The sequence below is a fragment of the Curvibacter sp. T50 genome (genome assembly GCF_057219955.1).
In genome coordinates, this window is record NZ_JBXVVU010000001.1 from 1,666,999 (window position 1) to 1,687,134 (window position 20,136).

17 protein-coding genes, 1 tRNA gene and 1 pseudogene are annotated in these 20,136 nt (G+C 64.1%); 2 read left to right on the forward strand and 17 right to left on the reverse strand.

Annotated elements, in window-relative coordinates:
- The first annotated feature begins 3 nt into the window (after positions 1 to 3).
- Both AC2EBU_RS07940 and AC2EBU_RS07945 read left to right on the forward strand, forming a co-directional pair.
- Positions 4 to 3,765, forward strand: a complete 3,762-nt coding sequence (locus AC2EBU_RS07940) for a translocation/assembly module TamB domain-containing protein (RefSeq protein ID WP_484609818.1) — start codon at positions 4 to 6, stop codon at positions 3,763 to 3,765.
- Between the two features lie 26 nt (positions 3,766 to 3,791).
- A tRNA-Arg gene (locus AC2EBU_RS07945) sits at positions 3,792 to 3,866 on the forward strand.
- Positions 3,867 to 4,908: 1,042 nt separating this feature from the next.
- Here AC2EBU_RS07945 and AC2EBU_RS07950 read toward each other — a convergent pair.
- From AC2EBU_RS07950 to AC2EBU_RS08030, 17 genes and pseudogenes are all read right to left on the reverse strand, one after another.
- Positions 4,909 to 7,788, reverse strand: coding sequence for a DUF927 domain-containing protein (locus AC2EBU_RS07950; RefSeq protein WP_484609819.1), 2,880 nt, complete (start codon positions 7,786 to 7,788; stop codon positions 4,909 to 4,911).
- On the reverse strand, positions 7,785 to 8,045 hold the full coding sequence (locus AC2EBU_RS07955) for a hypothetical protein (protein ID WP_484609820.1): 261 nt from the start codon (positions 8,043 to 8,045) through the stop codon (positions 7,785 to 7,787). The genes AC2EBU_RS07950 and AC2EBU_RS07955 overlap by 4 nt, the downstream gene beginning before the upstream one ends.
- A gap of 122 nt (positions 8,046 to 8,167) precedes the next feature.
- The gene (locus AC2EBU_RS07960) at positions 8,168 to 8,521 is read right to left on the reverse strand and encodes a single-stranded DNA-binding protein (protein WP_484609821.1); all 354 of its coding nucleotides are present in this window, start codon (positions 8,519 to 8,521) and stop codon (positions 8,168 to 8,170) included.
- Positions 8,518 to 8,730 (reverse strand): helix-turn-helix transcriptional regulator, encoded by a 213-nt coding sequence (locus AC2EBU_RS07965; protein WP_484609822.1) that lies wholly within the window; start codon positions 8,728 to 8,730, stop codon positions 8,518 to 8,520. Before AC2EBU_RS07965 ends, AC2EBU_RS07960 begins: the two co-directional genes overlap by 4 nt.
- A 102-nt stretch (positions 8,731 to 8,832) precedes the next feature.
- Positions 8,833 to 9,483, reverse strand: coding sequence for a hypothetical protein (locus AC2EBU_RS07970; RefSeq protein ID WP_484609823.1), 651 nt, complete (start codon positions 9,481 to 9,483; stop codon positions 8,833 to 8,835).
- 114 nt (positions 9,484 to 9,597) lie between these two features.
- Positions 9,598 to 9,984, reverse strand: a pseudogene (locus tag AC2EBU_RS07975) (JAB domain-containing protein); the annotation flags it as partial.
- 280 nt (positions 9,985 to 10,264) lie between these two features.
- Positions 10,265 to 10,477 (reverse strand): helix-turn-helix domain-containing protein, encoded by a 213-nt coding sequence (locus tag AC2EBU_RS07980; protein WP_484609824.1) that lies wholly within the window; start codon positions 10,475 to 10,477, stop codon positions 10,265 to 10,267.
- 578 nt (positions 10,478 to 11,055) lie between these two features.
- Positions 11,056 to 12,264: a tyrosine-type recombinase/integrase gene (locus tag AC2EBU_RS07985; protein WP_484609825.1), complete on the reverse strand. Its 1,209-nt coding sequence runs from the start codon at positions 12,262 to 12,264 to the stop codon at positions 11,056 to 11,058.
- 313 nt (positions 12,265 to 12,577) lie between these two features.
- Complete coding sequence (soxB, locus tag AC2EBU_RS07990) at positions 12,578 to 14,311, reverse strand: thiosulfohydrolase SoxB (protein WP_484610144.1); 1,734 nt, start codon at positions 14,309 to 14,311, stop codon at positions 12,578 to 12,580.
- 67 nt (positions 14,312 to 14,378) lie between these two features.
- On the reverse strand, positions 14,379 to 15,035 hold the full coding sequence (soxX, locus tag AC2EBU_RS07995) for a sulfur oxidation c-type cytochrome SoxX (protein WP_484609826.1): 657 nt from the start codon (positions 15,033 to 15,035) through the stop codon (positions 14,379 to 14,381).
- A gap of 16 nt (positions 15,036 to 15,051) precedes the next feature.
- Positions 15,052 to 15,852 carry a sulfur oxidation c-type cytochrome SoxA gene (soxA, locus tag AC2EBU_RS08000; RefSeq protein WP_484609827.1) on the reverse strand — a complete coding sequence of 267 codons (801 nt, stop codon included), beginning with the start codon at positions 15,850 to 15,852 and terminating at the stop codon, positions 15,052 to 15,054.
- Positions 15,853 to 15,934: 82 nt separating this feature from the next.
- Entirely contained in the window at positions 15,935 to 16,246 is a 312-nt protein-coding gene (soxZ, locus tag AC2EBU_RS08005; protein ID WP_484609828.1) for a thiosulfate oxidation carrier complex protein SoxZ, read from the reverse strand.
- A 54-nt stretch (positions 16,247 to 16,300) separates the two neighbouring features.
- Positions 16,301 to 16,756 carry a thiosulfate oxidation carrier protein SoxY gene (soxY, locus tag AC2EBU_RS08010; RefSeq protein ID WP_484609829.1) on the reverse strand — a complete coding sequence of 152 codons (456 nt, stop codon included), beginning with the start codon at positions 16,754 to 16,756 and terminating at the stop codon, positions 16,301 to 16,303.
- A 69-nt stretch (positions 16,757 to 16,825) separates the two neighbouring features.
- Entirely contained in the window at positions 16,826 to 17,905 is a 1,080-nt protein-coding gene (locus tag AC2EBU_RS08015) for a c-type cytochrome (protein ID WP_484609830.1), read from the reverse strand.
- Positions 17,889 to 19,253, reverse strand: a complete 1,365-nt coding sequence (gene soxC, locus AC2EBU_RS08020; protein ID WP_484609831.1) for a sulfite dehydrogenase — start codon at positions 19,251 to 19,253, stop codon at positions 17,889 to 17,891. Before soxC ends, AC2EBU_RS08015 begins: the two co-directional genes overlap by 17 nt.
- A 59-nt stretch (positions 19,254 to 19,312) precedes the next feature.
- Complete coding sequence (locus AC2EBU_RS08025) at positions 19,313 to 19,630, reverse strand: ArsR/SmtB family transcription factor (protein ID WP_484609832.1); 318 nt, start codon at positions 19,628 to 19,630, stop codon at positions 19,313 to 19,315.
- Positions 19,631 to 19,744: 114 nt separating this feature from the next.
- Complete coding sequence (locus tag AC2EBU_RS08030; protein ID WP_484609833.1) at positions 19,745 to 20,071, reverse strand: hypothetical protein; 327 nt, start codon at positions 20,069 to 20,071, stop codon at positions 19,745 to 19,747.
- Positions 20,072 to 20,136: the final 65 nt, after the last annotated feature.

The window sequence follows — 20,136 nt, forward strand, 5'->3', positions numbered from 1 at the left end:
GGTTTGCTGGCCCTGGCCACACTGGCCACGGCAGCAGCGGCCGCGGGCCTGTGGGCATGGTCGGGACACAGCGATTCGGTCGGCGATGCACTGCGGCTGGCGCAGCGGTTGGTGCCACAGCTGCACGGCTTGCAATGGCAGCAGGCCCACGGCTCCTTGCGTGACGGCACCGCCCGACTGGAAAGCCTGCAGTGGGCCGAGCCCCACCTTACCGTGCGCGCCAGCGGGGTTTCGCTCCGCTGGTCGTGGCCGGCGCTGTGGCAAGGACGCCTGGAATTCGCCACGGTCGAAGCCGCCGCCATCACCGTGCATGACCAGCGTCCCCCCAAACCGGCCACGCCACCGGAAAACCTGACTCTGCCCTGGCCGGTGCAGGCCAGCGTCGCCGTGCAGACCCTGACCTGGAGCGGCGCGGTCAACCTGATCGCCACGGAACTCGCCGGCCTCTACGTCTACGACGGGCAAAGTCATCGACTTCAGGGTGCACGGGCGCGTGTTGCCGCAGGTCGCTACACGGGCGACGCATCGCTGTCAGCCCGGCAACCCTGGGCGGTTTCCGTCCAGGCGGCGGGAACCGTCTCGGTCGCCGTGGCTGGACGATCCCAAGACCTGCCCTTGCACGCCCGCGCGCACCTCAACGGGCCGCTGGGCGGCCCGAACCCCCAACTGGCACTGGCCGCGCACCTGCAACCGCTGGGGCGCTCTGCTGCGGCCCAGCACGCTACGGTGACAGCGACGGTCCGCCCCTGGGCAGACCAACCGATTGCCGCTGCCCGGGTGCAGGCCCGGGCGCTGGACCTGGCCAATCTCTGGCCCGGGCTGCCGGCGACTTTGCTCGACGGCGAAGCCCGCATCCAACCTGACAAGAGCGGCTGGGCAGCCGACCTGAACTTGAACAACCGCCTTTCCGGGCCCTGGGACCAGCAGCGCCTGCCATTCGAGCAGATTGCGGCAAAAGGACACCTGGCCGGGCACGGTCGCTGGGAGCTTCACTCCGGCATTGCCCAGGGCGCGGGTGGGCGAATCTGGCTGGACGAAGCGCGGTGGAACACCACCGCGGGCCAGCCCTTCGGCGGGACCGCGACGGTGCGTATCGAGCGGGTCGACCCGGCCCGTGTCCACACCAGCCTGCCCGCCACCATGCTGGACGGCCAGCTGCGTGCAGGTCTGGCCGGCGGCACTCTGACGGTTGCGGGGGACCTGCGCACCAGTATCGGTGCGCGCGCCGTGCCGGGCGCGGTTGCGCTCCAGCGAGCCCAGTGGCAAGCGGTGCGACGGGGTCCGTTGTGGGAGGTGCGCCAGCTCGACGTGCAAACGGCTGACGCCACCCTTCAGGCCAGCGGACAGATCGACTGGCCGGCCCGAACCGTTGCCGGCGCATTGCGCGCCACCTGGCCCGGCGCGGTGATCGAAACCCAGGGCCACCTGGCCGCCACCGCTGGCACGGGCACCTTGAACCTGCAGGTGACCGATGCGCTGCGGGCGGGTCAATGGCTCCAGCGCTGGCCGGCGGTGGCCCGGGCGCTGGGCGGACAGCACACCGGCGGCCGCCTCACGCTGCAGGCAAAGTGGCTCGGCGGCTGGCAGAACCAGGGACGTGACCTGCAGATTGACGCCCGACTGGCCGCGCCGCTTCTGACTTTGACACGCGATGGTGGAACCGCGCCTTGGCTCGTTCGCGACCTGTCCATGCATGTACAGGGTTCACCGAGCGGCTTCGCCGTGACGGGACAGGGCCGCGGGGAAGGCGATGGTCTGAGCGTGCGGCTGCACGGTAGTGCCACGGCCGCAGTCACGGCGACCGGAGACTGGCGCGGCCGGCTGGAAAGCGCGGTGCTCGAACGGCAGGACAGCGGTCCCTTGGGCACGGTTTCGGCGCGACTGGCAGCCCCGGTACCGGTGGATTGGCAAGCCGGAAGCGCCACACTGGCGGTCGGAGCCGGGCAGGTCTTCGTCGCCGGCCCCGGAGCGCAGCCGGGTCGACTGCGCTGGACTGAACTTCTTTGGCGTGGCTCCACCGGCCAATGGCAAGGCAATGGCCGCGTCGAGGGCTTGCCGCTGAGCTGGATCGACGGCATTGATGCGCTGGACGGTCGTACAGCGGGTCTGCGCGGTGACCTGGAGCTGGCGGGCGACTGGTCGGTACGGGTCGCGCCCGGGCAGTTGGCGATCCAGGCGGAACTGGCCCGCAGCCGGGGCGACCTGCTGGTGGCCACCGAGGCGGATGACAGCGGCTCCACCATAGCCGCCGGAATCCGGCAGGCGCGCCTGACGCTGACTGTCAACAACAGCCGCGCCAGCGCCCAGCTGCGCTGGGACAGCGAGCGAGCGGGCGAAGCCACCGCGACGGTCAGCACCGAACTGTCCTACCAGCCGGCCGCCGGCTGGCAATGGCCCAGCCGTGCCCCGCTGAACGGTCAGGCCCAGGTGCGATTGCCCCGGCTGGGTGTCTGGGCCGTGCTCGCGCCGCCGGGCTGGCGGGTGCGGGGGACACTCGACGCACAGGCCGTTCTGACGGGCACCCGGGCCGCCCCAGCCTGGCAAGGTTACCTGCACGCCGATGACCTGGCCGTGCGCTCGGCTGCGGAGGGCATCGAGTTCAGCCAGGGCCAGTTGCGGGCCAGTCTGGCCGACAACCGGGTCGACATCACCAGCCTGAGCTTTCGTGGCGCCGGTGCCCGTGGTGGTCAGCTCGACCTGACCGGGCGTGCCTTGTGGCTGCCACGCGCGGCAGACCAGGCCAGCACCCTGCCCCTGGGCACCCGCATCGAGGTGCACCTCGCAGCCCGGGCCCAGGCGCTGCGTGTCAGCGCGCGTGCGGATCGGCGCTTGGCGGTTTCCGGTCAGTTGCAGGCCAGCCTCGACTCGAACCGTCTGGCGCTGAGCGGATCACTGCGCGCAGACCAGGCGCTGTTTGTGCTGCCCGAGGACGACGCGCCCGCCCTTGGTGCCGATGTGCGCGTGCGCGGACGGGGCGACCCGGTGAACCCGGCCGGTGGCATCGGGGCGACGGCGGCGCCACCCCCCCGGCGGGTGCCACTGGCCGTTGTGGTCGACGTGACGCTGGACCCGGGCGCCGACTTCCGCGTCGAAGGCAAGGGTCTGACCACCCGCCTGGCCGGGTCGCTGCGCCTGCGCAATGAGCCGGGGCCCCGCCTCCAGCCCCAGCTCACGGGCGAGTTGCGGACCGTGGCAGGCAGCTACCGCGCCTACGGACAGGTGCTGGAAATCACCACGGGCCGTCTGCGGTTCTCCGGTGCGTGGGACAACCCGGCGCTGGACATTCTGGCGGTACGACCGAATCTGGAACAGAAGGTCGGTGTTCAGATCCGGGGCAATGCGCAGGCTCCCCTGGTTCGCCTGTGGGCTGAGCCCGACATGCCGGACCCCGACAAACTGGCTTGGCTGGTATTGGGACGCGGCGCCGCCCAAGGGGGCACGGAATCGGCCGTGCTGCAACAGGCCGCTTTGGCCCTTCTGGGGAGCAAAGGCGCGGGCTTGCCTGGCAGCGTTGCCCAGGCTTTCGGGCTGGACGAGTTTTCAGTACGGGGTGCGAGCCAGACCAATCTGGCCGACCTCAGCGGTGCCACCGTCACCGTGGGGAAGCGGCTGTCCCGCAACTTCTACGTCAGCTACGAGCGCAGCCTGACCGGCGCCCTGGGCACGCTGTTCATCTTCTATGACCTGTCGCGGCGCCTGACGTTGCGCGCCCAGACTGGTGAGCAAAGTGCGGTGGACCTGGTGTGGACCGTACCGTTCGACTGACGGCCCTTACAATCGCGCCCGCAACTGCCGCCGTAGTTCAATGGATAGAACGAGCGCCTCCTAAGCGCTAGATACAGGTTCGATTCCTGTCGGGGGCGCCAAATTCAAAGCCGGGACGGTCCCAAGCCTTCCGGCTTTTCTCGTTTTTCCCTCTGTAGCCCTGCGTTACGTAGTGCGAAGCGGTCCGGCGAAGTTTGCCACATTCCGGGGCCATCTGGGGGCAAAATCGGGGGCAGTTTTTGGGGGCATGGGGGCACCGGATTTGCCCCCCTCTTTCCTGACCTTCTGGCCCCAAGAAAAAGGCCCGGTGCGGGGCAAGGCGGGCTGGTTGCTGGGGTGTAAACGTGTACCCCCCCGCCCCAAAACCTGCGCACGCGAAAAATCGCTTAAGCGGTGGGTCTGGAGCGAAAGACCCCAAAGTTAAAGCCCCCCCCCTACCCATGCACTCCAAGGTATCGAGCGGCCAGAATCAAAGCCATCATGGCAGCCGCCAAAGGTGCGCCCTGTCTGACGCCGGGTTAAGTTAACCCCCTTAGGGGGCGTCGCGAAACAGTCCGAGCACGCGGCTCGAATTACCCGCGTAGCCAGGGTCCGGGAAGGACCCGTTCCGGGGGGGCGCCTGTCCGCAGGTTCGCCCGTGCCGGTCAAAGGCCGGGGCTGTCGTCGCCTTCACCATGCGTCAAGTAAATGTCAAGTGCATTGGAAATGCAGCCACTGGCGAAACGACGGGGGTCGAATTACCCGCAACGGTCACAGGCCCAGGAGTACCTATAGGGGGGCACGCCCCCAAAACCAGCGGCCGCACCATGCCCACCAGCCCCGTGCCAGCGGGTCGTCGGGCCGTTGGGGCAAGGGGTTTGGCCCGATCGGCTTCGGGGGATCGTTCAAATTCTGCGGGGACAGTGGGGACAAATCGGCAAAACCCGCGTAACCCATTGTCGCTATTGGGGAAATCTGTCCCCGTTGGCAGCGGGGACAAACTCGAAAGCAGCGGGGACAGCGGGGACAAATCACTCCGGGCACGTGCGAAGGCGTCGCCCCTTGGTTTTGTCTGGTGCCTGGTGCGCCTGAATCACGGCTTTGCTGCGCGAAAGTTCTCCCGCACCCGCCCCCTACGGGCGGCCCGACAAGACTCCCGCCCGGTCATAGATCAAGCTCGAACAAGGCGGGCGGGATGCGATAACACCGGGTCAGCCCAAGACCCGGCAAACGGGGTTTGCAGTCGAAGGCGCGGCCCTTGTCAGGGATCAGGCAGCCATGCTCCAACAGCACACGGCACACAGCCACCGGGTCAAAGCCTTGGCACACCTCGCCCTTGAATGTCTCAGCCAGGATGAAATACTCGAAACTCACCCCTTCACCCAGGACAACGGGCATCCGGTCGCCAAACTCTGCGCCGTGCTGGCTATTGGTCTTGATCGGTTCGCCTTCCGCGTTCAACATGCGTCGCACGCCGGCCCGCATCAAGGTCTTGGGGGCGTGGTCGTCTGCGGATCGGTGCCACATTGCGAAGCGCCCTTCGCCGTGGGTTTCCAGAAAGCGGCGCACCTGTCGCAACATGGCCACCACTTCCCCGTTACCGATGCCCCCACGGGCGGCCAGCCAGGCATTGAAGCAAGCACGGGCGGCCCGCTCACTTTCCCCCTTGGGCCAGCCGGTCAAGCCTGCGGCCGTGGCCAGCTCGCCCGCTGCGCCCACCAGCGCGAAGCGGGCGCCCACCCGCTCTACCTGCCCGCTGGCGGCCTCGGGCACGATCTGGCCAGCCAGGGCGGCCGATGCTTCACGGATGCGGGCTTTCAGGGTGTCCGCGTTCGTGGTCAACCATTCCAGCCAGGCGCGGCCGGGTGCGCCGTACACGCTGGCGGCCAGCCCGGTGACGTGACGCGCAAAGGCGCTGCCGCCTTCATGGCCATGCAGGTTTTCAAAGGCACCCATGCCGGCGCCGGCATCGGCCGGAATATCGGCCATGCGGGTTTCCTGCCCGACCTTGATCCGCTTCATGCCTTCGGCCATGTGGTCAGATAGCCCCAGCTCGCCAGCCGACAGGAACAACAGGCGCCAGGTCTGACGGGCGCGGGGCGTGCCGGTGCGGGTGGCTCTGGCCTTGCCTTGTTCGTTGGCCAGCATGTAGGCGCATTCGCCCGCCGTCTTGGGGTCAACCTGCGACAGTTCATCAAGGATCAGCAGACAGTCTGAATGCTGCGCCGCGATGGCTTCCAGGGCGTTATCGGTGGTGCGCCAGCGTTGCAGGTAGCCCGCCCCGCCATACACACTGGCAGCTACCTTCAGGGCCGTGGTCTTGCCGCTGGAACTGTCGCCCCGGTAGTGAAAGCCCCCGCTCTCCACCCCGGCCGGGCGCAGCAGCGGCCCGGCAAAGGCACAGGCCACCGCAAAGGCCAGGCGTGAGTTACCGACACACACAGCCCCTACCCGGTCGCGCCAGGCGTCGGGCGTGCCCTTCAGGGTGAAGGTGTTTTCGATCTGGCTTTCAGACTGGAACACGATCCGCTCTGCGCCGTCGCCGATGGTTTCGCGGGGCAGCACAAAGGCGCGGCCGTGCCAGCCGATGCGGTCGGTACAGCTTGCGAAGGCGTCGGGCTGGCGGGTCTGTATGAATTGCGTCAGCAGGTTGCGGGCGCGGGGGCTGGGTGCGATGCGAAGGCCCATGCCCAGCAATGCGGCCCGGTATTCGCCGCCATCGCCGGACAACATGCGGGCAGGCATGGCCCAGGTCTTTACCTTGCCCAGCGGATCGCCAAAGGTCAGCAGGTAGCCCCAGCCGCCGCCGTCCTGGTCACGGGTCAGAGCCTCAACGTCCAAACGGCTGCACACCCATTCGGGCGGCTTGGGTTTGCCTTCCTGGTCGCGCCCCATGTGCCACACGCCGGCATCGTCAACAGTGAACGGATCGAAGGCGCGGCCGGTGTCGTGGGCATCGTCGCCGCCCCCTTGGTGCGCATTGCGCGGGCCGTGGCCACCCTTGCCCGGTCGGTCGGCTTGCGCCGCGTGGGCGGCCGATGCGCCGGCCTGGTGCGCCTCGATTGCCGCCTCGATACAGGATCGCACAGCATCAAGGCCGGATGCCGTGGCCAGGTCGTTGAAGTCAGATCCATTTTCAGGAAGGGGCGCGGGGAACACCGCCAGGCCCCGCACCGCTCGGGCCGCTGCCGTGGCCTTCAGGCGGCCGGGGTTCGTGCCGGTGCGGGCTTCGGTGGCCTGGTCATCATCGCCGCACAGCACCAGCAAGGCAGCGGGGTGCAGCTTGCGCAGGGCCTTTGACACGGGTAGCAGGTTGCCCGCGTCAAAGGCCACAGCAGCCGGGCGGCCGGTGGCCTGGTGAACACTGGCGGCCGTGGCGTAGCCCTCGCACACGATCAGCACGGGCGCATCGTCGGGCGTCCCGCACCAGTGCCAAAGGCCGGACTTTCGACCACCGAGCAGGAAGCGTTTTTCGCCGCTGGCGTTGATCGTTTGCACGTTGCGCAGTTCGCCGCGTTCGTCGCACAGGGGCACCAGTAAGCGGCCATCACTCGCAAAACGCACGCCGTGGGCTTGCACCCCTTTGCGGGTCAGGTAGGCGCTTTCGCCCCGGTCGCTGGCTTGCGCCCACAGCGCCGCCGCTTCGACCGCTGCGCGGGCGTGGGCAGCTTCGGTGTGGGCTTGTTCCTGCCGCTGGCGTTCGGCTCGCTCACGATCACGCCGGGCCACTTCCTCGGGGCTCGGGGGCGCTGGTGCCTGGTCGGTTTTCGGCAAGGCGAAGCCGTGTTCTTTGGCCAGGTGCAACAGCGTGCCGATGGTCACACCGCCGCCGGCCTTCACGCTGCGCCAGGTGGCGGCCGTGGCCTTGGCGTCGAAGTTATCGGCCGTTCCGCTCCAGTCTGTGAACAGGTCGCGCCCCGTGCTGTCGGGAAACTCGGACTTGATCGCCATTGCCACCCGTGCCCAGGTTTCACGGTCACAGGTTGCCGGAAGGTGCGCCAGGGCAGCGCGGATCAGTTCGGGCGTGATGTTGGTTTTGGTCATGCGGTCGGGAATAGATCAGGCTGGGTGCGCGGCCGATACAAAAGGCGGTAGGTGCGTACCTGCCGCGTGCGGGTGCCGTGGTCGCACCGCACATCACGCCAGCCCTTGCGGATGCCGTAGCCCATCACCCGCATATCGGAAAGCACCTTCGTGATGCAGCCGGTATCACATGCCGCGTCGATTTCCTTTGCAGTGCTGTCGGGGTGGTTCGTCAGGTAGTGGGCGGCCCGCTCCATTTGCGCCGGGCGGGTGTCCATCTGGGGCTTTGCCGGGGCTGGCGCGGCCGGTGCCGGTGCCGGTGTGGCTGTGCTGGCCATGCGGGCGGACGGATCGCCAGCGGGCGCGTTTTGATCGCGCCTGCGCCTTGATGCCTTGCCCATCACTCGCCCCCGGTGTTTTCGGCTGGCGGGGTTTCGGCTGCCTTGCGCTTGCGGGTCACAGCATAGGCGGTAAGCACCTGGTGGGCTGTCACGTCAAGGCCCTGCCGGGGTGTGCCGTCGCTGGCGTTCCATGTTGATATGGCGGCTTCGCCAGTCACCGCGATGCTGTCGCCGTCGCTCAGGCGTTCTACAGCCTCCAATACCGTCGCAGAAAACGCGATGCAACTGCAAAGCACGCTTGCGCCGGTCTTGTCAGCAGCCGACACACGGAACAGGGCAAAGGGTGCGCCGTTGCTGCCGGTGCGCACGCTCGGAGCACCACGAAGGCGGCCGGAAATCAGGGCGTCAATCATTGGGCGCCCCCCGCTTGCTCGCGCTGGGCTTGCCAAGTAGCGATCCTCGATTCAGGCCAGGCCACGGCACGCGCAGAAAGCCGAATGCAGAGGGGGAAGGTGCCAGCCTTCATGCCGGCATAGATGCTGGATTTTTTGAGGCCGGTCAGACTTTCGACATCGGAAAGGCGCAAATACTTTTCTGGCTTTGGGGGGGCAGCTAGGGTCATCGGAGCTCCGTCGTTTAGTGGAGCCTTAATCTTTCCGATTGCGTCCATTGGCGTAAATTGGATGCGGGGGCCGCGTCCATGGATGCGGGGGGGCAATCCACCCTACCGAAAACGCTGCAGCTTCTTGCGTACTGTTGTTTTTGCAAGTCCCAGTTCCATCGCAATCAAAGGCGCGGCCTCGTTCTTGGACTTGCCTTCCGCCTTGTGTTGCTCCCAGAGGATAGGCACTTTCATGGCATCCCGTATGTGGTTCTTATGCGGCTTCATTCCGTTGATTCGTCCGCTTACGCTAATGATCTCGTTCCGCAACTCGCGATCGACTAAGCATCCAACAATATGGCGTACCGGGTTATCGCTGTAATCCGCTTCTTCACTGACCGCATAACGGAAACGGCGAAAAAGATCCCAGACGGCAACATCACCATTTACGGCTGGGTCGTCTACCGCAGTTTCAAGAATATGCGCGACCCGCTCCCATGCCTCGACCCTCTGCGAGAAAAGCAGCTTTTCTAGGACTGCCGCTTCGATGGCCGGTGCTGCGCCCACCCAGCCCACCTCCCAGTTTTCGGAAATGTCGCGGGCTATCTCTTCGCTGTTCTGGCGCCAGGACTCATAACCGAACACACGGAACGCGGGCCTTTCATGCGCAATCCGTCGAAGACGCCGCAGCTCAGACAATACGGCGTCTTTTTCGGTGTCGGTCTTGCTGTGCCAAGTGCGACAAACTGCATCGGTTTCTTCGTCGGTCAACATCGCCACCCCTTCAGGTGCGGCCTTCATTGGGTGCCAGCGCCAGGCCGGTGAAGGTGTCCGGCTTTTCGCCCTCGGGGATCAGCCTCGGGCTAGGCGTGGCGAAACTTCAGTCCCTCAGATCAGCCCCAGTTCTGCCATGCTCAGGGCCGCGCCTGGTGCGACGATCACATGGTCCAGAACCCGAATGCCCATCAAGGCCAGCGCCGCTTTCAGGGTCTGCGTCAGGGCTTTATCGGCCAAGCTGGGAATCACGATGCCGCTTGGGTGGTTGTGGCAAAGCACCACGGCCGCCGCGTGGTGTTGCAGCGCGGCCAGTACCACTTCACGCGGGTATACGCTGGTTTCCGTCAAGGTGCCGGAAAAGTGGACTTGAAACGCGATCAGCCGGTTTTGGCCATCCAGGTACATGACCCCGAAATGCTCTCTCGATTCGGCGGCCAGGCGCAAGGTCAGATAGTGTTTCACCGCGTCGGGCGTGCTGAACACCTCGCGTTCGCGCAAGGCTCGCCCCACAATATCAAGGGCACGGTCCAACACCCCACGTTCCCGCGCTTGTAACCCATGCCGGAACGAAGTCGGCCCCTCAGGCAGGCCATAGGCGGGGGCTGGTTCGCGTGCCTTCACGCGGGGCTGTGCGGCCAGTCGTTTGGCCTTTGGGGTAGAGTCTGTCGCAGCCATGATTCAAGCTCCTTTGTAGCCTGTTTTGTGGTCAGGCGGGGCGGGTGTTGCACCACTCACCCCGCCGCCCTTGTGCCCTGGTCGAACGCGCCAGGGCTTCGCGTTATTCGTCGCCCTTGGTCGGGGTCAGATAGACGGCGCTCAGGCGCTTGACCTCCAACAGCAGCCCCAGGTGTTTGGGCACCCATGCAGGCACGGGCACCCCGTCATTGCGCCAGCGGCTCGGGGTGTTGCGGTGCAGACCGGTTGCCCTGCAAAAGTCGCTTACCTTCCACCCAAGTTCGTCAAGTGCAGCGTCGAATTCATTGATCGTCATAGGCGCCCTTCTTCGTCGATTCGGATTGTTGCACAAATTCCCGATAGTGTGCAAGAATGAATATATTCAGCACATCACTTAACATAACGCCCGTTGTATGAAGTGTGCTATGTGGAGAACTTTTAGCACACTGGCGGGAATCTCAATGAAAACAAGCACTTAACCGCATAGGTGCAACAGCTTAATTTTTCAGCACATAAACGGGCGGTAGTTATCCACAGGAATACGATCTGGCACGAAATCCAGCGAAACCCGCCGAAAACCAGCCCCGGCGACGGGCTCCAGGGGAAGGCCCCTTCGCGCTCAATTCCGCAAACGTGCAAGGGTGACCAGCAAAGGCCCGGCCAGGGCAGCGCGGGGCGTTCGGGGCGGTCAAGGGCGGGGGCTGTGCATGAATGAAGAAGTGAATGAGTTTTCATCATGTAAAAGTGTCCCCGCTTTGTCCCCGTTCTGTCCCCGCAGTGTCCCCGCTGCCATGTCGCCCCGAAACCCGCATGAATGCTGGGTTTCGCTGGTTTGTCCCCGCTGTCCCCGCTGTTTTGCAGCGGTAGCAAGGGAAGGAAGGCGGGCCGGGATTTTCACGCGGCCCGCTGGGGCAGTTTCACCACGTTGCCGGCCTTGCGGCCGTCCAGATAGTCCGCCCACCACTGCATGAGGCGTTCGCGGTCTTGCAGGTAGGTTGACCGGTGGTATGCGGCCCGCACTTCGTTGCGCTCTACATGCGCAAGCTGTCGCTCGATTACGTCGGGGTTCCAACCGCATTCATTGGCCACGGTCGAGAACAAGGCGCGGAAACCGTGGGCGGTCGCCGTGTTTTTGTAGCCCATGCGGGCCAGGGCGGAATTGAAGGTGTTTTCGCTCAGGGGTTTGCTGGGATAGAAGGGGCTGGGGAACACCAATTCACGGCCGCCGCTCAGGGCCTGCATGGTGCGCAATAGCTCCAGGACCTGCCGGGACAGGGGCACCCGGTGTTCGGTGCGCATCTTCATGCGTTCGGCGGGGATGGTCCACAGTGCCGCGTCCAAGTCGAATTCCGCCCACCGTGCGCCGCGTGTTTCGCCGGGTCGGGTGGCAGTCAGGATCAGCAGGCGCAGGGCGTGCGCCGTGTGAACGTCGCCACCATAGGCGGCCAGCTTGTTCAGGAACTCGGGCAAGTCACGATCCGCCAGGGCGGCCCGGTGGCGGACCTCGCGGGGCTTGAGAATTTCGGACGGCACCAGATCAAGCATGGGGTTCGATTCGATGCGCTCATGATTGACCGCCCACCGATACAAAGCCTTCACCCGCTGCAACACCCGGCCGGCCTGGTCCGGGGCGCCGCGTGCCTCGATGCGCTTTACCACGGCCATGACCTCGCCCGGCTTGATGCTGGCCAGCGGGCGGTCACCCAGGGCGGGAAACAGGTCCGTCCGTAGGCTGGCTTCGATCCGGTCCAACGTGGTCGGCTCCCAGCGTGCGGCCTGGTGTTCCAGCCAGGCACGGGCCACCGATTCCAAGGTGTTCGCCGCGTCGGCTACCGCCCGCAGTTTGGCGGCCTTGCGCAGCGCCCCCGGATCGCTGCCGCCTTTCAGGATTTTGCGGGCTTCGTCCTTCCGGTCACGGGCTTCCTTGAGACTCACGGACGGATAGACCCCAAAGGCAAGGCGCTTTTCCTTGCCGGCAAAACGGTACTTCATGCGCCAGTACTTGGCGCCGGCTGGGGTCACCTCCAGGTAAAGGCCCTCCCCGTCCGCATGTTTGCCGGGGGTCATCACGTTGCGCAATTGCGCGTCGGTCAGCTTCTTCATGGTGGCATCCTTTGCCCGTTGGGGGCATGTATGGGGGCATATTTTCACCCCTTCGCCACTACATCAAGGATTCATGCGGGTTTGCGGCTTATTTGCGGTTCCTGTCGGGGGCGCCAAATTCAAAGCCGGAACGGTCCAAAGCCTTCCGGCTTTTCCTTTTTCGATATCTTATTTATAGCTAAAGAGCACCTTTTTACGCTGGGTATTGCCTTATTAAGCCACATTTCCGGTGAACGATGACGCCGTGGCACCCCGGGCGGCAGCCGGACACAAAAAAAGGGGGCATCTGCCCCCTTTCCGGCCCGTTCGCACCTCAGGCAGCGTAGCCCGGATTGGGCAGACCGCCGGTGATCTTGGGCGCGTTCAGTTTGCGCGCGCTGACCTTGCCCCCGCGGGCCTTGAGCCAGGTCTCGACCACATCCCAGACCATCTTGTTGCCGGCCGTCTTGGCCTCCTCGGCCACCGGCGCCCAGCCAGCCACCTTGTATTTCTTGCCTGCTTCAATCGGCTTGTCGCCCAGACGCATGTCGGTAATGCGCTTGCCCATGGTCGCGGTCGGATCGCAGGCGTAGCTCATCCCGCCGACCCGCACCATATCGCCACCTTGCTGGTAATAGGGGTCGGCGTTGAACAGGTTGTCGCAGACGTCCTCCATCACGGTCTTGATGGTCTCGCCCGTCATTTCCGTCACGGTGGCGTAGGAGTAGGTGGTCGCCGTCATGTCCAGCAGCCATTCGCGGGTGATCGCCTGACCGGGCAGCAAGGTGGTGCCCCAGCGGAAGCCGGGCGAGAAGGCAATCTCGGCGCCCTGCACTTCCAGCAGCGCATCGACCAGCAACTGGTCACCGGTGCCATTGAAGTTGCCCCGGCGGTACAGCAGGCCTTCGGTGACCGCCAGTTTCTCGCTGAGTTTGGCTTCGTACGGCGCTCGGATCTTCGTGATCAGGGCGTCCATCTCCTTGTCGGCCGGCAGCATGTTGGAGAAGACGGGCAGCAGCTTGTAGCGGAAGTCGGTGACTTTCTTGTCCTTGACCTCGAAGTCCAGCACCCCCAGGAATTTGCCGTTGGAGCCGGCGTTGGTGACAATGGTCTTGCCGCTCTTGTTGGACACCAGTGTCGCCACCGGCATGCCGTCGTGGGTATGGCCGCCCATGATGGCGTCGATGCCGGTGACCCGGCTGGCCATCTTCAAATCCACGTCCATGCCGTTGTGGCTGATGACGACGACCACCTGGGCACCTTTGCCGCGGGCTTCGTCGACCATCTTCTGCATGTTGTCGTCCTGGATGCCGAAGGCCCAGTCGGCCACCATGTAGCGCGGGTTCGCGATCGGGGTGTACGGGAAGGCCTGGCCGATGATGGCGCAGGGCACGCCGTTGATTTCGCGAATCACATACGGCTTGAACACCGGGTCGCCAAAGTCGTTGGTCTTGACGTTCTGGGCGACAAAATCGACCTTGCCGGCAAAGTCCTTCTCGACGATTTCCTTCACGCGTTCCATGCCCAGGGTGAATTCCCAATGGCCGGTCATCACGTCCACGCCCAGCAGCTTGCAGGCGTCGACCATGTCCTGACCGTTGGTCCACAGGCAGGTGCCCGAGCCTTGCCAGGTGTCTCCGCCGTCCAGCAGCAGGGCACCGGGACGGCTGCCCTTGAGTCGTTTGACCAGGGTAGACAGATGGGCGAAGCCGCCGACCTTGCCGTAGCGGCGGGCCGCTTTTTCATAATCCAGGTAAGTCAGCGCATGCGCCTCGGCCGTGCCCGGGCGAATCTTGGCAAACTTCAGAAGGTGCTCGCCGACGAGGTGCGGCAGGTTGCCTTTCATGGAGCCAATGCCAAGATTGATCGAAGGCTCGCGAAAGTGGATCGGCTTGAGCTGCGCGTGGCAATCGGTCATGTGCAGAAAGGAGACCTGCCCGAATCGAGGAATGTCATACAGCGCATTGGCGGCGGTTGCCGCATCGGCCTCGGCCCAGGTACCCAGACCCATTCCAGCCACTGATCCTGCGCCCAGGACCTGAAGAAATTCGCGTTTGGACAAATTCAACATGTAAGCAACTACTGAAGTAAGGAAGAAGAAAAGACCCGGCCAGGCCGGGTCTGTGGAACACGGTTTACTGGTTCACCGGGGACTTGGGGTCGAGCAGCAAGGCCACCACGTGACGCACCTGCGCTTCGGTAAGAATTCCGGTGTGACCGGCGCGTGGCATGTTGGAGCAGGCGTTGTAGGCCTTGGCGTTCCAGATCTTGCCCCAGGTGTATTCGACGATCGCCTTGGAAGCCGGGCTGCTGGGGTCGGCCACGCCGCGGATCTTGCCGTAGTTGTACAGGCTCGGGCCGATGGTGCCAAAGGAGATTTCTTTCTTGTCGATCTGGTGGCAGTTGTAACAATTGCCGCCGTTGACCACGGTCGCGTCGTCGGTGTAGGTCAAGCCTCGGCCACTTTGGGCAATGCGCTCGCCTTCTCGCCAGTCACCGAGAAACTTGCCATCGGTCGGCCATTTGACCGTCTTGAGATTTTCCGCCTCGATTCGTTTGGCGGTTTTCTCGTCCAGCGGCTTGCCTGCAACGTCGGCGGCGCTGCACAGGCGGTTGGTCTCGTCGGTCTGGGTCAAGGTGGTCACTTTGACAATGCCTTCGTCGCGGAACGACGCCTTGACGATCTCGTCGGTCAGCTTGTCATAGTCGGGGGTTGCGGGTGTGCTGGCACAGCCGGCAACAATGGCGGCGGCGCCCAGCAAGGCAGCGGTCGTGGTGGCGATGGTCTTCATGCAATGCTCCTGGTTCTTAACGCTTGATTGCCGGCGCCACAGACGCCGATCCCTTGCTGTTGACACCGAGGTAGACACCCAGCGCGATCGTTGCGTCACTGCCAAATCCCGGGTAGGGGAAACGTTGCTGACGGTAGCAGTCATTGAGCCGCAGTTGCATGCCCCACATTTGCCCGTTGGACACCCGGTAAGCCGGCCACGCCGCCACCCCGATGCCGTCGCCCGGGTTCTTGGTCAGGTTGGGCAGGTCCTGCAGGCGGATGCGTTTGTCATCTTCACCGTGGCAGGAAGCGCAGGAGAAGTCATGGGGACCACCGCGCTGGAAGAAAAGGCGTTTGCCCACTTCATAGAATGTCTTTTCCTGGGGATGGTTCTGCGGCAAGTTGAAGCGCATGCCCTTCGATTCGGCCGAAATCCAGGTCGCCAGCGCTGTGACGTTGTTTTGCTCGCCCCGGCCAAACCGGGTCTTGGCGATCTCGGCGCCATTGAAGCCTTGCAGGGTTTCCATGCAAGTCACCAGGCGCGACTCCAGGTCCTGCATCTTCTGCGTATCCGGGAAATACCGCGGCAGCTCGACAAAAGCGCCTTTGACCACACCGGGACCCTTGCCCAGGTCGCATTGTTCCAGCGAAGCATTTTTCGGACCCCGCTTCTGCTTCCACAGGCCCTCGCCTTTCGCTTCGAAAAGCTCTGCGGGATTGCCATCTTGCAGCATCGCACGATACTCTTCGATGGACTGCACCGCCGCATTTTTCTGGGCCAATGCTGCCGTCGTGCACAAGGCGCCGGCCGCCAGGATCCACATTGATTTGGTCATCCGCTTGTCTTCCTCTTGTGGTTGAAAAAACAAGGGTGAAGTCACCTTCACCCCTGCAGGTCCGCAATTCCGCGTCGTTGGATCAGGACACGGTGGCTTCGTCCGTCCGGGTTTCGCCTTTGTTGTCTTTCCAGGTCACGGCGATCTTGTCGCCCGCCTTGGCGCCTTTGACGGAGAACTGAAGGAACGGGTTTTTGGACACGGCCGTGCCCCACTCGGCGGTCATGACCGTCTTGCCGTTGTGCTTGGCTTCAACGTTCTGGATGAACCACGCCGGAATGGTCTTGCCGGCGGCGTCCTTGCGCTGACCGGTTTCCATTTCGTGGCTCATGAGAACGCGAACAGTGGCTTTGTCGCCAGCGGCTTGGGCGCGAATGCGCATCGGATCTGCCATTTTGAATACTCCTGAATATGGTGGGTTCGGTAAAGGTGGGTGAGCAAGCGCCGATCAGCCGCCGCAACCGCCCAAGGTGACCTTGACTTCTTTCTTGGCGAACAGCGCCTTGCCGTCGTTCATGATCGCCACGGCGTAGACATCGGACGACTGGCCCATCTTGGCGCGGGTCGAAAAGTTGGCGTCCACAGAGTCCGTCACGTTGAACATGGCCACCAGCGCCGACGGATTTTTCTCGACCAGCAACAGCATCTGCTTGACGCCTGCCAGCGTGGTCGCAGCACCCAGGGGCACCACGGCGCCGTTCTCGGCGATATCCGGACCGGTCACCGTGACGTCCTTGCTCTCCGCGGGAGCACCGGCACCGTAGGCCTTGAGCGCGTCAGCGATCGACTTGGCGTCGAACGCATTCTTGTTGAACGCATGGGCGTACTGCGGGAACAGTCCGGTCGAAGCCAGCAAGCCGGCTACCACGGCGCCCTGCTTGAGGGTATCGCGACGATTTTGCATTGGGGATCTCCTTGGTTAAATCAATGCTAATGAAAGGATGAAGGTTTCCGCTCGGTATTTTCCCGTGCTTCAACGGGCCGCGCCGGCCGCCAGCCAGTGCGCAATGGCCTTGGCATCGGCATCACCGATCGACTGCGGCGGCATTGGCACCGGACCCCAGACACCCGAGCCACCCGCCTTGATCTTGCCGGTCAGGTAATCGACCTTACCAGCATGCTTCTTGGCGATATCGGCAAACGAGGGGCCGACGATCTTGTTCGTCATGCCATGGCAGGCCGTACAACTGTGTTTGGCCGTCAGCGCGATGGCCGCCTTGTTGTCGGCGCCGCCCTCGGCTTTGGGCGCGGCCGCAGCCGGTGCAGCGGGCGCCGCCGCCGGCGCTGCCTTGCCTTCCGGGCGGGTGGTGTCCGCACCACGCTGAGCCCCCACCATACGGTTCTGCTCGGCCAGGTTGCCATGCGCATTGCGAGCGAAGTCCGGCAGGAACGAGGCGACCTTGGGCTCGGTGGCGCAATCCTTCATGCAGGCCTTGGCGCGCACGTCGGGCACCTTGGTGCCGCCAAACTCGTTGCCCGGCCACATGGCGTGGGCCGTGGTCATGCCATTGCGGTTGGGCATGCGCGCCTGAACTTCGGCAATGTTCTTGTCCGACAGGGTGTAGTTGTCAGGTACCACGCCCGCCAGGTTCAACAGGAAGGCGGTAACGGCGTAGACCTCTTCGGTGGTCAAGGTCTTGGGGTTGGTCCAGGGCATCGCCCGGTTGATGTAGTCCCACAACGTGGACACCGTGGCCACCTTCATGATGGTGGTGCGGCCGGGATAGTCCTCGCGAGACAGGTTGGCCACCCGCCCGTTCTTGATGTCGTTGGCCGTGGTACCGCCGATCAGCGGGCTGAACACTTCGTTGGACTCGCCGAACACGCCATGGCAATGGGCACACTTGGCTTCCCAGACATCCTGGCCCTTGGCAACGCTGCCCGAGCCCGCAGGCAAGCCCTTGAAATCGGGTCGTACATCAATATCCCAGGCCGCGACTTCCCTGGGGGTCGCCTCCCGACCGACGCCCGGAAACTTGCCCGACTGGGCGAATGCGGTGCCCGCCAGGCCGATTGCGAGAACCGCCAGCCATGCATTACGAAACCTGGACATTCTTGACCTCTCCGTTTTCCTGAACGAGCCACGACTGGATCGCGTTGTTGTGGTAGATCGAGCGCGTGCCACGCACGGCGCGCAGCTGCTGATAGTTTGGCTGTACATAACCGGTGTCATCGGTGGCGCGACTTTGGATGATGGCGGCTTTGCCATCCCATACCCAGTCGATGTTGAAACGGGTCAGCGCCTTGGACAACACGGGCGTCTCCAGACGGGCCTGGCGCCAGTTGCGCCCACCGTCCACCGAGACGTCGACCTTTTTGATCTTGCCCTTGCCTGACCAGGCCAGGCCGGTGATGTTGTAGAAGCCCTTGTCCAGCAGCACCTGACCGCCGGACGGTGTGGTCACCACACTCTTGCACTCCTGCAGGTTGGTGTACTGGCGATGCAGACCACCCGGTTGCAGGTCGATGTAGTGGATGGCCTCGTCCTTGGCTGCATAGGGCTTGTCACCCACTTCAATCCGGCGCAGGTACTTGACCCAGCTGACGCCCTGCACACCCGGCACCACCAGTCGCAGCGGATAGCCGTTTTCGGGCCGCAGCATTTCGCCGTTCTGGCCATAGGCCACGATCACTTCACCGGACGTGATCAGGCTCATCGGAATGGTGCGGGTCATGGCCGAGCCTTCACCGCCTTCCGCCAGGACAAACTTGCCGTTCTTGAGATCGGCGCCCGCCAGTTCCAGCAGGGTGATCAGAGGAACACCGGTGAACTCACTGCAGGACAACATGCCGTGGGTGTACTGGACAGTCGGCACGGCCACATTGCCCCATTCCACCGCCGTGTTGGCACCACATTCAATGAAGTGGAAACGCGATACCGCCGGCAAGCGCATGATCTCGTCCATGGTGAACACCATGGGCTTCTTGACCATGCCGTTGATCATGAAGCGGTGCTTGGAGGGGTCGATGTCCCACCAGCCCTGGTGGTGGCGCTCGAAATGCAGTCCGCTGGGCGTAACGATGCCAAAGAGCGACTGCAGGGGTGCAAACGATACCGAGGCCTGCGTGGTCTGGGTCAGACCGGGGCTTTGGCGGCGCTGCACATTGGCTTCGAACTTGGACGGCTTGCCATACCCGTCGGTCGCGACCCCTTGCCCGAGACCCGTCGCGTGCTCGGGCAGGTTCAGGATGTTGGGGTCCCCACCCTCCGGCGGAACCGGGTTGCCCTGGGCCAATGCCACAGGAACGGCCGCGCCCGCTGCCGCCGCGGCAAAGGCGTTGCGGATGAAGTCGCGGCGGCCCCGTTTGGCCTCGGACCATACCGTCTTGATTCCTTCACGGCTCAGGAAATGTTCGGGTGCCTTGCGGACCCTTCCTGAGTTGATGCTGTCGTCTTTCACATAAGCTCCTTTTCTCCGTTGTCACGAACACGCGACGGCCTGAAAACGCCGCCTCGCCTTCAACCTTTGTCGTCCAGGTCAATCGCCACCTGCGTGCACACCGCGCGACACACCATGCCCGCCGATTCGTCGGCGATACGGTAATAAATCTGGGCACCCTGGCGTCTGCGAGACACCACGCCTGCCCGGTACAGCATGTTCAGATGCTGCGACATATTGGGCTGCGCGACTTCGATACGCTCCAGCAGTTGCCCGACGTTGCGCTCGCCGGTGCACAGTTCACTGATGATGCGCAGGCGAATGGGCGTAGACATCAGCGAAAACAGTTCGGCCGCCTTGTCAAACACTTCCCGTCGCTGCGTTTCCGCGTCAGTCATTCTCTCGTCACTTGTTTATATGCCGATGCACGAATATATAGGATATGCCGCGAAGCTTTATCAGGGATTACACCGATAGCCTCGCCAAGGTCGGCGCCGACGCTTCGCCCGGGCCTACTTGAATCGGTAGTGATCGCGGTTGAGCACGGCCGCGACAGCCGTCACCTCCTCCGGGAACAGCCCCAGATTCAGTTCGGTGTTGCATTGCTCGACCATGCCGCGCAGGAAACCGGCGGTGTTGATACGGCCGGCCGGTCGATAGATCGCGCTGCCGTCTCCGCCCACTTTGCTCACATGGCAGGCAGTGCATTTGTGCTCGGCGATCAGCCGCTCGCCCAGTTTGAGGTCGGCTTCACGAAACAGTTCGGGGGTCTGCGCCTTCGCCGACACCGCCAGCAGAGCCAGCAGCGCAAACAGCAGGGAACCGACAGTCGCTTTCATGGGAAATACCTCCTGGTGGATCGGTCGGCCTGCAGTGTCGCCGACCAGAAAAAAACCCGCCAGAG